Source organism: Providencia rustigianii, assembly GCF_900637755.1.
Classification (GTDB): domain Bacteria; phylum Pseudomonadota; class Gammaproteobacteria; order Enterobacterales; family Enterobacteriaceae; genus Providencia; species Providencia rustigianii.
The window spans coordinates 2,339,040-2,353,549 of the sequence record NZ_LR134396.1 but is presented as its reverse complement, the minus strand read 5'-3'; the positions used below and the strand labels follow the sequence as shown (position 1 = coordinate 2,353,549).

The window sequence follows — 14,510 nt, the reverse complement described above, 5'->3', positions numbered from 1 at the left end:
TGCCTATGCGTTTTTTACCCGTTAATTTAAAAGCTTTTATGGTTGAATTACCCAGTCTTGAACAGACCATGGCACTCACTGATTCTTTGACTAATACACCGATTAATGGAATTGATGAAATCACGCCAGCGGCACGTACCATTCTTGTACGTTATAACCCGATCATTATTAATATTGAGGCGCTCATTCAGCAAATTTCCCAACGCAATGTTGAAGCCTTGGAATATAAAGCAGGCAAATTAGTGACTATTCCTGTGCATTATAATGGTGAAGATTTAGCGGAAGTGGCTGGATATCTGGGGATTACAGTTGATGAAGTGATCCGGCGCCACACAGAAAATGAATATCAGGTTGCCTTTAGTGGGTTTGCACCAGGATTTGGCTATATGGTGTCCAAACAGGCGCAGTTACATGTGCCTCGTCGCCAATCTCCTCGTGTACGCATACCCGCGGGTTCAGTCGCACTTGCGGGTGAGTTCAGTAGCGTCTATCCACAAGCTAGCCCCGGTGGATGGCAATTGATCGGCATTACGGATCTCGCCGTTTGGGATATTAATCGCTCAGAGCCCGCTTTACTACAAGCAGGATATCGTGTTCATTTTGTGGATCAGGCCAAAAGTGCCGTCAGTTATAGCCTACCAAGTCAGCCAGAAAAAAAACGAGCAGATAACGCACAAACTTATGATTTAACTGTGCTCGCGACAGGGTTACAGGTACTTTTTCAAGATTTAGGGCGTATTGGGCAATCGGCATTAGGTATTTCTGAAGCAGGGGCGATGGATAAATCCGCCTTGTATAGTGCGAATCGTTTGGTCGGTAATCACTCGGATTCTACCGTATTAGAAATCACGTTAGGGGGATTCAAAGCCCGAGCGAATAAAGATTTATTAGTCGCCGTGACGGGAGCCGAATGTTCAATAGAAATCACAACCGATGAAGGAAATCGCTATTTCGTCGCAAATTATCAATCTGTTCATCTGGCAAAAGGGGATGTTATCCACATTGGGCGACCGACCAAAGGGGTACGTAGCTATTTTGCTGTGCGCGGTGGTTTCCATGTGGCTCCTATCTTGGGAAGTTGCTCATTTGATACTCTCGCTCAAGTGGGTCCCGCTCCTTTAATGGTAGGGCAGTCATTATCAGTCGAAAAAAATAGCCGCACACAGGCTATTTCACTCAATGAAACTCCTGCATTTGATTATCCAACGGCGGATGATGTGGTCGTGCTGGATATTATTTTAGGGCCGAGAACAGATTGGTTTAGTCAACCAGCGCTCGCTCTACTTAAGCAACAAATATGGCAAGTGACTGCGGCATCGAACCGTATCGGATTACGCCTCTCAGGGGAAATTCCCTTAGAGCGTGAAAAATTACAAGAATTACCCAGTGAAGGAACCTGTATTGGTGCAATTCAAGTACCCGCGAATGGACAACCGGTTCTATTTTTGAATGACCATCCTCTAACAGGTGGCTATCCAGTGATTGGGTCAGTGTGCGAATACCATTTAGACTTAGCGGGGCAAATCCCCGTCAATGGCAAAATTCGCTTTAATCCACTGAATGAATTTAATGAATTTGAAGGGAGTCGTGAGGCTTATGAAAACGAATAAAAATAATCCAGTACATAAGGTTCTAATTGCTAACCGTGGTGAAATTGCGGTACGTATTATTCGTGCTTGTCGTGACTATGGTTTTGCTTCTGTCGCGGTGTATGCGGACAGTGACATTGATGCATTGCATGTCACGATGGCTGATGAAGCTTTTGGTCTTGGAGGTAATACTCCAGCACAAAGCTACTTAAATATTGAAAAACTAATCGAGATCGCCAAAAAATCAGGGGCGACAATGGTGCATCCGGGGTACGGTTTTCTTTCAGAACGCTCAGAGTTTGCTCGTGCGGTACAACAAGCCGGCCTGATTTGGATTGGACCTAGCCCTGAAAGTATCGATACCTTAGGCGATAAAGTTCAAGCTCGCCACATTGCACTCCAAGTGGGCGCTCCGTTAGTCGTTGGAACTAAAAATCCTGTCAAAGAAGCCAGTGAAGTCGTTGAGTTTGCTCACCAGCATGGTCTACCTATCGCGATTAAAGCCGCATTCGGTGGGGGAGGTCGCGGTTTAAAAGTGGCATGGCAGATGCACGAAGTCGAAGAGTTATACCATTCCGCAGTACGCGAGGCGACAGCTGCATTTGGTCGCGGTGAATGTTTTATTGAACAATTTTTGCATAATCCTCGTCATATTGAAGCCCAAGTGATTGCGGATACACACGGTAATGTAGTGGTGGTAGGAACGCGAGATTGTTCTTTACAACGCCGTAATCAAAAGTTAGTCGAAGAGTCACCAGCACCGTTTTTATCCGATGCATTAGAACAGCAAATTATACGCGCATCGACGGATATATGCCGTCAAGCAGGGTATGTTGGCGCAGGAACAGTCGAATTTTTATTGAGCCAAGAAGGAATGCTGTCTTTCTTAGAAGTTAACACTCGCTTACAAGTTGAACATCCTGTCACCGAAGAAACTGCGGGAATTGATCTGGTTATTGAGCAGCTACGAATAGCGGAAGGATTGCCACTCAGTATATTGGAAACACCAGCACCAAGAGGCCATGCGTTTGAGTTTAGAATCAATGCCGAAGATGCAGGTAATGGCTTTTTACCGACACCGGGCACTATTATTCGCTTTGATGCACCGTCAGGTCCGGGAGTGCGCCTTGATAGTGGTGTCGTTGCTGGAACCACCATTCCGGGTACATTTGATTCGTTGATGGCTAAATTGATTGTGGTCGGGTCAACCCGTGAGCAAGCGATTGTACGAGCACGCAGAGCGCTTGCCGAGTTCAACATTGAAGGAGTGGCGTCTGTATTACCATTTCATCGCGCAGTCATTGATCATCATGATTTCTGTGAACAGTTCAAGGTACACACGCGTTGGATTGAGACCGAGTTTAATGTGGAAATTCCACCCGCGAAAAAACAGCTCCCTCAAATTAATCAGGATTTAACGCGGACGTTTATAGAAATTGATGGTAAGCGTTGTGAATTGGGGTTACCTGCACAATTATTTTCTGGTATGGCAGTCACTCAAAATATCGCTGTTCAAGAGGCACATATTGCCGATAACAGTCCTTATAATGTGAATGCTCCCATTTCTGGAATATTATTCAATTGGTTAGTACCTCAAGGTGATAAAGTGCTTGAAGGCGATGTTATCGGCGTAATGGAAGCGATGAAAATGGAGGTTCAAGTGATAGCCCACCGCTCAGGACAGCTACAATATGCGGCCAATCAAGGGGATTTTATCAGTGCGGATTGTAAGATTGCGGAGATTATTTAGTCTCAAATCATCACGAGGTGGCTATATGCCACCTCATTTTAACGCGCCTCACGTTCAGGCAAATTGCGTAGTGGTGGGGCTGGTGCGGGTACGACATTTTTTTCTTCTTTGGCAATTTCATCGCTATCGCGGTAAACCTCGCCACAAAGGAAAAATAGATTAGGGCGCTTAGATTCTAAGTAAGCTTTCCTACTCATACACTGTTCTTGGGTATAAATGGTTTCGGTAACAGGTAATGCATCGCATGAGTCGGAACCACAAGGGCTGACCCATAATGCCCAACCAATAAGTACCATATGTCCTGCCATTTACATTGCCTTCTCAATTAATCACGAATGAAGCCGACCCAAGATGACTCATTAACACCGTTTTTATAGGGTGAAAAGCGTCTTTTATTCGAAAAATATAAGTCAAATTCTAACATCGGATTTATTAAAAGTATGTATTCGGATGATAGATAAATGACATTTCACATTAATTAGCAAGTGGTTACTGATTAATTCACCAATTAGATAATCATAAACAGATTAGTTTTATTTATAGCGGGTTATTGGCGAAAAGAGGGGAATTATTTTTAACAGTCCGATTAATTTAGGCTTGGCTCGCAAAAGAACCAAATAGTTGTCTGTAAATGTGCGTTTTAAGATCCCCATCCTGTCAATCTAAATGATTTTTATCTACGATTAGCGAAATAACGCAATAATAATAGAGATAGGTACATTATGAATGCCATGGAAGAAGTGCTTTCATTTTGGTTCGAGGAATCGACCCCAAAACAATGGTTTGAGAAAAGCGAAAAATTTGACATAACCATCGCTAAGCGTTTTAAAACACTCAGTGAACAAGCATCACAAGGGGAGCTGGCATACTGGCGTTCATCGATTCGAGGGCGTCTGGCTGAAATTATTATTCTTGACCAATTTTCCCGTAACTTATGGCGAAACACGCCACGAGCCTTTGCTCAAGATGGTATGGCGCTAGTTCTTGCCCAAGAAGCTATCAAGCAACCTGATTACAATATGCTGACGCTATCACAGCGAAAATTTATTTTGATGCCATTTATGCACTCAGAATCCAGCTTTATTCACTTACAAGCCGTAGAGTTATTCCGCATGCTAGGGGATGATAATACGTTGGATTATGAAATGCGTCATAAGGCAATTATTGATAAGTTTGGTCGATACCCTCATCGAAATGACATTTTGAACCGACCGTCAACAGCAGAGGAAGTGGTTTTTTTACAGCAACCTAACTCTTCATTTTAATTGAGACTGACCATAAAAATGAGTTTGTAGTTTTGTACTACAAACTCATTTTTTCAGCCTGAACGTTAGCGGAACAGCTCCGCAGGGGTCGGTTGTAATTCCAGTTGCTGCTGCAAGTGGGATAAATACTGTTCAGTAATTTGGGCTATTTGTGGGTAAAAAGGATGTTCAGTTTGACTCTGTTGTACCAATGCTAAATAGCGGTATGCCCAGGGTAATAAATGTTTTTCCAATAGTTCAATAATGGCCGCATTTTCCCCTTGTTCCGCCAATGCGGATATCGCCATGAGCATCAAACCAAATTGGTCTTCTGGCTCACGGACCCCTGTATTGGTGACTAACCCTTGCCCCATAAGAAAATGGCGATAAGCGCTGGTGGAATCTCCCATTACAATATTATCATGGGATAAATACACCGAACCCCAAGGTGGTGCTGGCATAGTACCTTGCCCCTCAAAGAGCACTGAAAAATCATAAAGAAGCGTCTCTGGAGAATACTGAGCGAGTTGATCACAGATCGCCGCTATTTGTTCATTATCATCCCATGTATGTAATGTGGGGATCTGAGGAAGCACAGGTTGTAGGGTTTGAAAAGTTTGGCTTTCAGGGGAGTAATAAAACATTGCCCCTAAAATACGAAAAAGTGTTGTATCGAGAGCTTGCATCATTATACCTATCAGATGAACGTCAGCAGAGTTAAACACAAAGCGCCTGAATTCAGGCGCTTTGGTCACCAATCATAACATGGGATAAAGCACCTTACATGGTGATTTGCCACAGGTTATAGAACGCGATACGACCGGATAATTCAGCTAACAATACCGCGGCTGCACATGTTGCTAACGGGATTTTAGGCGCACGTTGCTTGAGAGCAAAACCGACGAAAGCCGCTAATGCAATCACTAAAACCACGACTTGGAAGCCCCAGAAACCAGTTTGTTCAGCGCTCAATGCTGGACCTGTTTCGGATAAAAATGCTTGATATCCTGCACGGCTAGCAAAAATAGCTAAGGTACCGAGTAGGAAAGCCGCAATACCTAAACCGCGAGCACCAATGGCAATAGCCAATGCTCCGCCACCCACAAACATCGTTGCCCACATTTGTAGCGTCGTATATTCCGTATTCCAGTTAGCAATAGTCGCAATATTATAGACTTGTGGTATTGACCAAACAAAAGCTAAGCCCGAAATGACCGTGGCAATGTTAGCCAGCTCGCGCAGAACGGATTGTTTCACAAAATGAGTAAAGAATACTGTTGCAGCAGCACATCCCACAAATACACCACTTAAAAATGCTTCATTACTCATCGGTGAGCGACCGACACCCAGTAGCATATTAAAGAAGCGCAGTGGTTGCCCAACGTGTAGCGCTCCAATACCCAAGCCAATCAGCACAATGATGAAACCGATAATATTCGCAACTCTGAGTTGCTTGTCATCGATGGAACCCATCTTGCGTGCTAAATAAGCGAGTAAGAATAAACCGACAGCGGATTGCCCTAAGACGGTAAAGAAAACCAGTGGTAACTCATGCATATTAGACCTCCGCAGGGTTTTTCAGTTCGCCACTTTTATCACCGGATGGCTTTGCATCTTTGTGTGGCTTGATGACGATATTAGGGTTAGTCAGGCTAGGATCTGGCATTGGTGCAATACCACATTCTGTGCCGTGTAACTCACGCAGAACTGTAATGTCATCGAAGTCTAAAGCACGTTGTGGGCAAGACTCTACACAAACAGGTTTCATGCCTTTTGCGACACGTTCATAGCAACCGTCGCATTTGCTCATCAGCTTTTTCTTTTCATCAAACTGTGGGGCGCCATACGGGCAACGCAATTCACAGTAACGGCAACCGACACAGATAGATTGGTCAACGACCACTAAACCATCTTCAGCACGTTTATGCATCGCGCCTGTTGGGCAACCTTCTACACATGTTGGGTTAGAACAGTGATTACAAGAGATAGACAAATAGTAGTTAAAAACATTCTGCTGCCAGATGCCATCTTGTTTTTGCCAACTACCACCACCAAACTCATAAACACGGCGGAATTTTGGGCCTAAATCTAAATCTTTTTCGTCCTTACAACTGACCTGACAAGTTTTACAGCCAGTGCATTTTGTGGAGTCAAAATAAAATCCATACTGTTTCATCAATTAACTCCTTAAGCGCGTTTGACTTCAACAAGGTTAGTATGTTGCGGTGTACCTTTCGCCAGAGGGGAAGGGACATGTGAGGTCAGAGTGTTGATACAACCACCAACATCTAAGCCTTCGCTGTTCAACGCGCGCCATGCACCTTGAGGAACAGCAATCACACCTGGTAATACGCGCTCTGTCACTTTCACTTTAATTTGTAGACGCCCACGATCATTGAAGATTTCAGCAAGGTCGCCATTTTTCAAGCCACGCTGTTGAGCATCAATTGGGTTTAACCAGAATTGATGTGGGATCGCCTCACGTAGCATTGCCACGTTGTAATAAGTGGAGTGAACGTGGCCTTTATCGTGGAAGCCGGTCATTAATAAAGTATGTTTTTGTTGCGCATTTTGCGCCTCAACACCTTCTTTGTTCACACAATATTCAGGAATTGCTGGGATACGCTGACCTTCTGGGAGTTCCCAGTTTTTAACGCGTTCAACCAGTTGTTCAGAATAGATCTCAATTTTTCCTGATGGTGTTTTCAATGGATTAGTCGCAGGATCATCGCGGAAATTTTTCAAAGCTACATTTTCTGCGCTATTGAGGAATTTACGGTCAATAATACCTGCGCCATCGGTTTCGCTAAATTCAGGCAGATGAGGCATTTTCTCGCGAGTCTTGTTATAGCAGAACTCAATCCATTCAGCGTAAGTGCGACCTTCAGTAAATTGGTCTTTGACGCCCATTTTTTCAGCAATTTCAGCCAATACATCATAGTTAGGGCGATTTTCCCATAATGGGTCAATCGCATTTTGCAGACGAACCAGATAGTGATAAGCCCCACTAGCGTAAGAGTTATTGATTAAATCATTAGTCTCAACGGTAGTCACATCGGGTAACAATAGGTCGGCGTATTTTGCTGACGGGGTATCGTGGTTATCCCAAACGAGGATAAATTCACATTTAGATTCATCCGCAAGAATTTCATGGGTTTTATTTAAATCGCCGTGTTGGTTACCAATTACGTTACTGGAGTAGCACCACATAAATTTAATGTCGTTATTCAGCTTATCGACACCCTTAATGCCTCCATTTTCTGCAGTGAGTTCTTTACCGCGAACAATGGCTTCTGACCACATATAGGTTGGGATCAGGGCTTTAACTGGGTTTGGTAAACCAAATCCAGCTACAGGATAAGCAAAGCTGTTACCCCATAAACCAGTATTGGTACCTGAGCGACCGATATTGCCAGACATAATCGGGAGCATCATGATAGAACGGCAAGCTTGCTCACCATTTTCGGTACGTTGTAAGCCCCAGCCTTGTGAGATCCAAGCGTGCTGTGCATTACCAATTTCACGAGCCAACTGAGTGATACGAGCGACGGAAATTCCAGTTAATTTACTTGCCCATTCTGGTGTTTTTGCAATACCGTCAGGGCCGTTACCTAAAATGTAATCTTTGTAAGATGCATTACGCGGTGCGGATGCTGGCAGTGTTGATTCATCCCAGCCTACACAATAGTTTTTCAGGAATTCTTCGTCAGTTAAGCCTTCTTGGATCATCACATAACCCAGAGCAGCAACTAATGCAGCATCGGTACCTGGATAGATAGGGATCCATTCGGCACCAAGGGTGGTTACGCTATCGGTACGACGAGGATCAATGATAATAACTTTGGCTTTGCTCTTTTCAAGGGCATTGAGGGTTTCATAGAATTGTCCCCCTCCAGACATACGAGTTTCCGCTAAGTTATGACCAAACATCACAACTAAATCGGAGTTTTGAATCTCAGATAAGTAAGATTCTTCAACGCTACCATATACATATGGTGTAATTTCCATTAGCTGAGCATAAGAATATGTTCCATAGTCACCTAAGAATCCACCCGTTAAACTCAGTAGACGTTTACACGCTGCACGACCATGTAAGTTTGCGCCTGTAGAACCTGAACCATATTGGTAGTAAATTGCATCATTACCATATTTATCAATAGTATATTTCAACTTTTCAGCAATGATAGTCGTTGCTTCATCCCAACTGATTTTTTTGAACTTACCTTCACCACGCTTACCAACACGCACCATTGGGTATTTTAAGCGATCGGGATTGTATGTTTTCCAGCGAACTGAACGGCCACGTAGACAAGGGCGAATTTGGTGTTCGCCAAGGGTTGAGTCGTCATACATCGTTTCATTCGAGATACGGCTGATGACGCCATCTTTTACGTGAACTTTAAGTGGACAGCGGCTACCACAGTTAACTAAGCATGCGCTATAACTGATTTTTTCGCTGACTTCATCTGGCATGATGGTTGGTGTTTTTGCTTGAGCAGCAAAAGGCAGAGTGATTGAGCCTGCGACCGCTGCTGCACCAGCGACGGTTGCGGAGGTTTGTATAAACTCCCTCCTGCTCAGTTCTGCGAATTTAGGTTTTATGCATCGACATTGCCTATATGTAAAAAACGTATTAGGTGTATGCCTATATGTTAGAAAAAATAGCCCATTGCTAACATGATATACATCAACAATAACCATGATAAAAGCATGGTAAATGTTTTTATTTATTTAATTTTTAAGGACTTTTTCTGATTAAGAGATGGTTTTAGTTCTGTTTTGGTTATCAATCGTTATATTATTTTATATATAACCATAAAGTGGTATAGGGAGTATAAGAGGGGTTTCCCCCTCTAAAGATCATGGAACAGCATTAGAATTATTAAGCAGGATTTATAAGTTGCATCTAATTAGCTATTTAACTGTTGAATGGCCAATTAATCGAACATCATTTCCGGTAGGTGACTGATGAACGTGTAAATTGAACTGAGGCAATATAGAGAATATATGATCAAAAATATCCGATTGAATGCGCTCATATTCTAGCCACACGGTAGTATTGGTAAAGGCGTAAATCTCGATTGGAATACCATTTGAATCAGATTCTAGCTGCCTAACCATGATCGTCATTCCTTTATGGATATTAGGATGAGAACGTAAGTAGGCTTCTATATAAGCGCGAAATGTACCAATATTGGTCAAACGTCGCTGATTTAATGGAACCGCTTTATCTTCGGGTAATGAATTATTATATGATTGAATTTCAGAGATTTTTTTATCTATATAAGGTTCAAGCAAGTTTGCTTTCTCTAGATAGGCAATTTCATCTGATTGCAAAAAATGGATACTGTTGGCATCTATACGCAGGCTTCGTTTGATTCTACGCCCGCCAGATTCCGTCATCCCTTTCCAGTTTTTAAAAGAGTCAGAAATTAGAGCGTAGGTTGGGATTGTCGTCACGGTATTGTCCCAATTTCGGACTTTCACCGTAGTCAATCCAATGTCAATCACTGCTCCATCAGCACCATATTTCGGCATTTCTAGCCAATCGCCGATGTTGACCATATTGTTTGCTGATAATTGGATACCAGCCACGAGTCCCATAATTGGGTCTTTAAATACTAACATCATGACCGCAGTCATTGCCCCTAAGCCACTCAGAATGATCAGTGGTGATTTACCAATGAGTAGCGCAATGATCATTATTGAGATCAGTAGGGTGGCGATCAATTTGATACTTTGGAAAATCCCTCTTAGGGGCAGGTGAGCTGTTTTCGCTGCGCGTTGTAGTACTTCCAGTACGATATCTAGGATCGAATAAATGGCAAGCAAACCAAATAACAAGCACCACGCTTGCGAAGCTACATTAAGAACAATTTGTGGCGTCGAGCCTGATTGTAGCCACAGTGTCGATTGAATATTAACCACAACACCTTGAATAATAAAGGCAATACGATTGAATAAATTATGTTGTGTTAGTTGATGCTGCCAGCCGGATCCCAGTTTTTTCCCTCTTTTTTCAAGGGTAGGTAAAAGTATTTTATGTAGAATCAGGTGTAAGACGAGGGCAACAATGAGAATCAACCCAAGAACCATCAGTAGTGAAGCGAGGTTGGCATAGTCTTGATTAAACTGGTGTACCCAGTTGAGCAGTTGCTGCTGCATAGGTTCTCCTTTGCGGTTCAGAACATCCATAAATGACAATCTAGTATAGGGAAATATGTGTCAGATTTGTGAAAAATCATGAATATTTACATAAGATTACGGAAAATGGCGGTTAATCTGATTGATGCTCTATAATTTGAGGAATACTCTCAGACGATCATGATTACGAGGAAATACTGATGAAAAAGCCTACAAGAAATAGGTGCCTACCACTTGTTCTTATTTTGGTATTCATGGGGATATCCCCACTTGCGTTCTCCGATCCGAATGGTAACAACGGGCATGGAAACGGTAACAAACATAATAAAGAATTTAAGGGTAACAACGGCCATAAGAATAAAGACGATGACCATTATAAAATGAAGCAATGGAATAATGATAATTCGAGTATTCAAGGAACTTTGCGTATTGCTCCAAATATCAGTTTTAGTGTGAACTTTGGGGAGGTGAGGCCACTAGCTATTGAATATGGCCTTACAGGCTATAAAGGATTGCCGCCGGGTATTGCAAAACAAGTCAGAAGAGGAAAACCATTACCGCCAGGAATTGCGAAAAAAATATTGCCATCGAAATTCATACATCAATTACCAGCCTATGCAGGCTATGAATGGAAAATGAGTGGAAAGGATTTAATTTTGGTTGCAATTGGCACAGCGGTTGTTACTGAAATTATTGAGAATGTTTTTGAATAAAAAAACGGCCTTTAATAAGGCCGTTAGCAAAATTTTGCAAATACTAGAATGAGGTAAATAAAAGTTTGATTGACTATGATTTAACGCGAATTACATAAAACGTTTAGATAACAATTCAACAACTTCTTGCAGGTTAACGAAAAATTCTTTGATGCTGTTCATATTAGCTCCGAATGTTAATGTGTGATCTTGATCACGTAGGAGCATTCTAATTTTTTATTGACCAAAGTCAATAATCGATTAAAAAATATTTTAAACATTAAACTTATTTGTAGTCTGAGGAGTGTAAAAAGTTATTTACAACCTTAGGTATATTGTGGACTATTTTGTTTGCATAAATTCTTTAGTTGATGAAATTATTGATAAACTGGTGAGTTCTAACATACTTTGGTCATGTAATTCAGGGGTTGCGGCAGCGCAGAGATCTTCTAATACATGACAAAAATAGCCGAGGTCGTGGGCTTGTCTTACACTACTCTGAATTGCCATCACAGAACTCACTCCACCAAAATAGAGGTGAGTGATGTCATTGTCATGTAGCCATTGATGAAGCTTATTTCCAGCAAAAGCAGAAACACCTTTTTTAATCATCACTCGGTCATGCATATGAACTTCTAGCTCATCAACCCAGCTGCAACCGTGCCCACTTAATTTAAGGGCGCCGACTTGTTTAGCGTGTTGAAATAGGGGGGAGCCAGTGGGAATATCATGATAGTTATCGCTAAAACCGACTTTGACCCAAATGACGGGAATACCTTGATTACGTGCATAACTCGCTGCTTGGTTTGCTTTTTCTATAATTTTTCGCGAGTTAGTTTGTAGATAACTACTGTTGGATAATCCATTTTTACCAACAATATCGTTAATAAGATCGATGATAATTAGCGCTTTTGACATTATTGCCCCTTCAATGGCTAAGTAAATAAACGTAAAGTGGCATTGTAGTAGTTATTCGTAGGGAGGGATGTTAACTCAATAGCATTATTCTATTTAAGGTACATCAATGATAAAGCCGATCCCTTTATTATCTAGCCCCTCAGTCACTTTTAATGTTGCCCCAATTTTGGATGCAAGATTTTGTGCAATAGATAATCCTAAACCACTACCCATTTCTAATGTTCCAGGAACACGATAAAAGCGAGAAAATAGATGCTCTCGTTCTTCATCAGGGATCCCGCGACCATTATCTTGAATCGTAATTGTTGCACCAAATGGGCTCAGATTTTTTATCGTCACTTTAATCTTTGCTTTTTCAGGGCAATATTTGATCGCATTTTCAATTAGACTAGTAAAAACGTTACTTAGCGCCAATTTATCGGTAGTCACGTCAAATGCATCAGGGCTTTGTAACTCGACATCGATATCTTTACTTAATGCATAAGGAATATGTGAAGAAATCAGATGGCTAATTAGCGTCGGCAAATCAATTTTCTCTTTGCGAATGGTGAAGTCTTCAGCTTCTAATCTGGCGAGATCGATTAATTGATGGGATACCGATGCGGCTCGATTGAGCGTTTCTTTCATGTCATTAATGATTTCAGCTTTTTCTTTTGGATTATCAATATTCATTAATAAATGTAGTTGGGCCGTGACTGCTGCAATAGGGGTCCGTAGTTCATGAGCTGCATCAGCCATAAAACGTTTTTCTCGTTGATTTGCCTCGTCTACGCGGGCCATTAATTTATTAATTGCTGAAATAATCGGGCGGGTTTCTTTATACATATCTTTAGTATCAATCGGGGCTAAATTTCCCGGCTGACGTGAAGAAATAATAGTCGCAATTTTTTTGATTGGACGAATACTAAAATATGCAGTAATTAAAATTGCGATTAACATAATCCCCAGAATAAAGGCTAAAGGGATAGCTGTTCCCTCCGCAGGGTTACCTATCAATTTTCTGCGTTCAAGATAAGACTCTGCGATGACGACTTCTAATTTATGTTTATCGTCCCATGCGGAAGTAAAATGCCAATCCTTGTATAGATTGGTCAGGTCATTGACTGATTTTAAGGAGGGGTCAGCAATCTTTTCACTGTTGCGGTATAGCACATGACCTTGCTTATCTCTGACGACCATATAAGGTTTATAGCTAGTATCCAAGCCATTTTCCATGGCATCGGTATACATTTTTTGCAAGGTAGCGGCTAACGTATCAAAATATTCTTGATTGTCAGAAACGGTTCCGAGAGTTTGCGCTATACCTTGGGTAACAATTTGCTGTTGCTGATTGAAATCATCATCATCAACAATATCGGGAAGATAAAAAAACTGTAGCCAGCCAATTAGAAGCAGCCATAGTAAAATGACAGAGCCAATTTGGATCCCAAAGGTATAAACAAGGAACGATTTAATTTTCACTAGGTTGAGCTTCTTTTTTCAATAAATAGCCGATACCCCGGATAGTAACAATTCGGTCTTTACCAATTTTACGGCGCAAGTTATGAATGTGAACTTCAAGTGAATTACTTTCTACATCATCAAGTCCAAACAAGCGCTGTTCTAAATCGGTTTTACGGACTACATTATCTGAGTTTTTTATTAATTCGAAGAGTAATAAATATTCTTTGCCTGACAGCAACAGTAGCTGGTCATTCAAAGTCACTTGATGATTCAGCGGATTTAATTGCAGATTATCTAATTGCCATATTTCAGAGGAAAACCCAGCCATCCGACGACTAATCGCTTTGACTCGTGAGATGAGTTCAGGCATTTCAAATGGTTTAGTTAAAAAATCATCAGCTCCAGAATCTAAGCTAGCAACTAAATTGTCCATTTTATTGCGGGCAGTCAGAATGATAATCGGTATTGATTCACCGGCTTGGCGCCATGCGATTAATTCATTGTGGCCATCTCCATCTGGTAAACCTAAATCGAGTAGCATGAGATCAAAATTGCGAGTGGTTAATTGCTGTTTTGCATCAGCTAATAGCCTAACCCAACAAGGGTTAAAACCCGCTAATTCAAGTCCTCGACACAACGCTTTTCCAAGTTGAAGATCATCTTCGACCAATAAAATATTCATATTTATTACCTCTGGTACGGAGTATAAGCAGACAGCTTTATCCCAGCA

The 14,510-nt window shown here is 41.7% G+C and carries 13 protein-coding genes; 4 read left to right on the top strand and 9 right to left on the bottom strand.

Going from position 1 to position 14,510, the window contains the following annotated elements; translation table 11 throughout:
• Positions 1–5: 5 nt before the first annotated feature.
• Together EL244_RS10885 and EL244_RS10880 are read left to right on the top strand one after the other, a co-directional pair.
• Positions 6–1,610, top strand: coding sequence for a 5-oxoprolinase subunit B/C family protein (locus EL244_RS10885; RefSeq protein WP_126460887.1), 1,605 nt, complete (start codon positions 6–8; stop codon positions 1,608–1,610).
• Positions 1,597–3,339, top strand: coding sequence for an acetyl/propionyl/methylcrotonyl-CoA carboxylase subunit alpha (locus EL244_RS10880; protein WP_126460884.1), 1,743 nt, complete (start codon positions 1,597–1,599; stop codon positions 3,337–3,339). Before EL244_RS10885 ends, EL244_RS10880 begins: the two co-directional genes overlap by 14 nt.
• A 38-nt stretch (positions 3,340–3,377) precedes the next feature.
• Here EL244_RS10880 and EL244_RS10875 read toward each other — a convergent pair whose 3' ends face one another.
• Positions 3,378–3,647: a hypothetical protein gene (locus EL244_RS10875; protein WP_006815497.1), complete on the bottom strand. Its 270-nt coding sequence runs from the start codon at positions 3,645–3,647 to the stop codon at positions 3,378–3,380.
• Between the two features lie 414 nt (positions 3,648–4,061).
• On the opposite strand from EL244_RS10875, the gene EL244_RS10870 reads away from it, so the two are divergent.
• Positions 4,062–4,604, top strand: coding sequence for a DUF924 family protein (locus EL244_RS10870; RefSeq protein WP_126460881.1), 543 nt, complete (start codon positions 4,062–4,064; stop codon positions 4,602–4,604).
• Between the two features lie 65 nt (positions 4,605–4,669).
• Here EL244_RS10870 and dmsD read toward each other — a convergent pair whose 3' ends face one another.
• The 5 genes from dmsD to EL244_RS10845 all read right to left on the bottom strand — a co-directional run bounded on the left by dmsD (position 4,670) and on the right by EL244_RS10845 (position 10,748).
• The gene (gene dmsD, locus EL244_RS10865) at positions 4,670–5,269 is read right to left on the bottom strand and encodes a Tat proofreading chaperone DmsD (protein ID WP_126460878.1); all 600 of its coding nucleotides are present in this window, start codon (positions 5,267–5,269) and stop codon (positions 4,670–4,672) included.
• 94 nt (positions 5,270–5,363) lie between these two features.
• Positions 5,364–6,140, bottom strand: a complete 777-nt coding sequence (locus EL244_RS10860) for a dimethyl sulfoxide reductase anchor subunit family protein (RefSeq protein ID WP_006815494.1) — start codon at positions 6,138–6,140, stop codon at positions 5,364–5,366.
• 1 nt (position 6,141) lies between these two features.
• Positions 6,142–6,759, bottom strand: coding sequence for a DMSO/selenate family reductase complex B subunit (locus EL244_RS10855; RefSeq protein WP_006815493.1), 618 nt, complete (start codon positions 6,757–6,759; stop codon positions 6,142–6,144).
• An 11-nt stretch (positions 6,760–6,770) separates the two neighbouring features.
• Complete coding sequence (locus tag EL244_RS10850) at positions 6,771–9,284, bottom strand: DMSO/selenate family reductase complex A subunit (protein WP_230084819.1); 2,514 nt, start codon at positions 9,282–9,284, stop codon at positions 6,771–6,773.
• 213 nt (positions 9,285–9,497) lie between these two features.
• Positions 9,498–10,748, bottom strand: a complete 1,251-nt coding sequence (locus tag EL244_RS10845) for a mechanosensitive ion channel family protein (RefSeq protein WP_039855338.1) — start codon at positions 10,746–10,748, stop codon at positions 9,498–9,500.
• Between the two features lie 179 nt (positions 10,749–10,927).
• Here EL244_RS10845 and EL244_RS10840 point away from each other — a divergent pair, with 179 nt between their 5' ends.
• The gene (locus EL244_RS10840; protein ID WP_126460875.1) at positions 10,928–11,440 is read left to right on the top strand and encodes an anti-virulence regulator CigR family protein; all 513 of its coding nucleotides are present in this window, start codon (positions 10,928–10,930) and stop codon (positions 11,438–11,440) included.
• A 321-nt stretch (positions 11,441–11,761) separates the two neighbouring features.
• On the opposite strand, the gene EL244_RS10835 is transcribed toward EL244_RS10840, so the two are convergent.
• The 3 genes from EL244_RS10835 to EL244_RS10825 form a co-directional block, all read right to left on the bottom strand.
• Positions 11,762–12,337: a cysteine hydrolase family protein gene (locus EL244_RS10835; RefSeq protein WP_126460872.1), complete on the bottom strand. Its 576-nt coding sequence runs from the start codon at positions 12,335–12,337 to the stop codon at positions 11,762–11,764.
• 93 nt (positions 12,338–12,430) lie between these two features.
• On the bottom strand, positions 12,431–13,798 hold the full coding sequence (locus EL244_RS10830; protein ID WP_126460869.1) for a sensor histidine kinase: 1,368 nt from the start codon (positions 13,796–13,798) through the stop codon (positions 12,431–12,433).
• Positions 13,788–14,462, bottom strand: a complete 675-nt coding sequence (locus tag EL244_RS10825; RefSeq protein ID WP_112836973.1) for a response regulator — start codon at positions 14,460–14,462, stop codon at positions 13,788–13,790. The genes EL244_RS10830 and EL244_RS10825 overlap by 11 nt, the downstream gene beginning before the upstream one ends.
• Between the last annotated feature and the right edge of the window lie 48 nt (positions 14,463–14,510).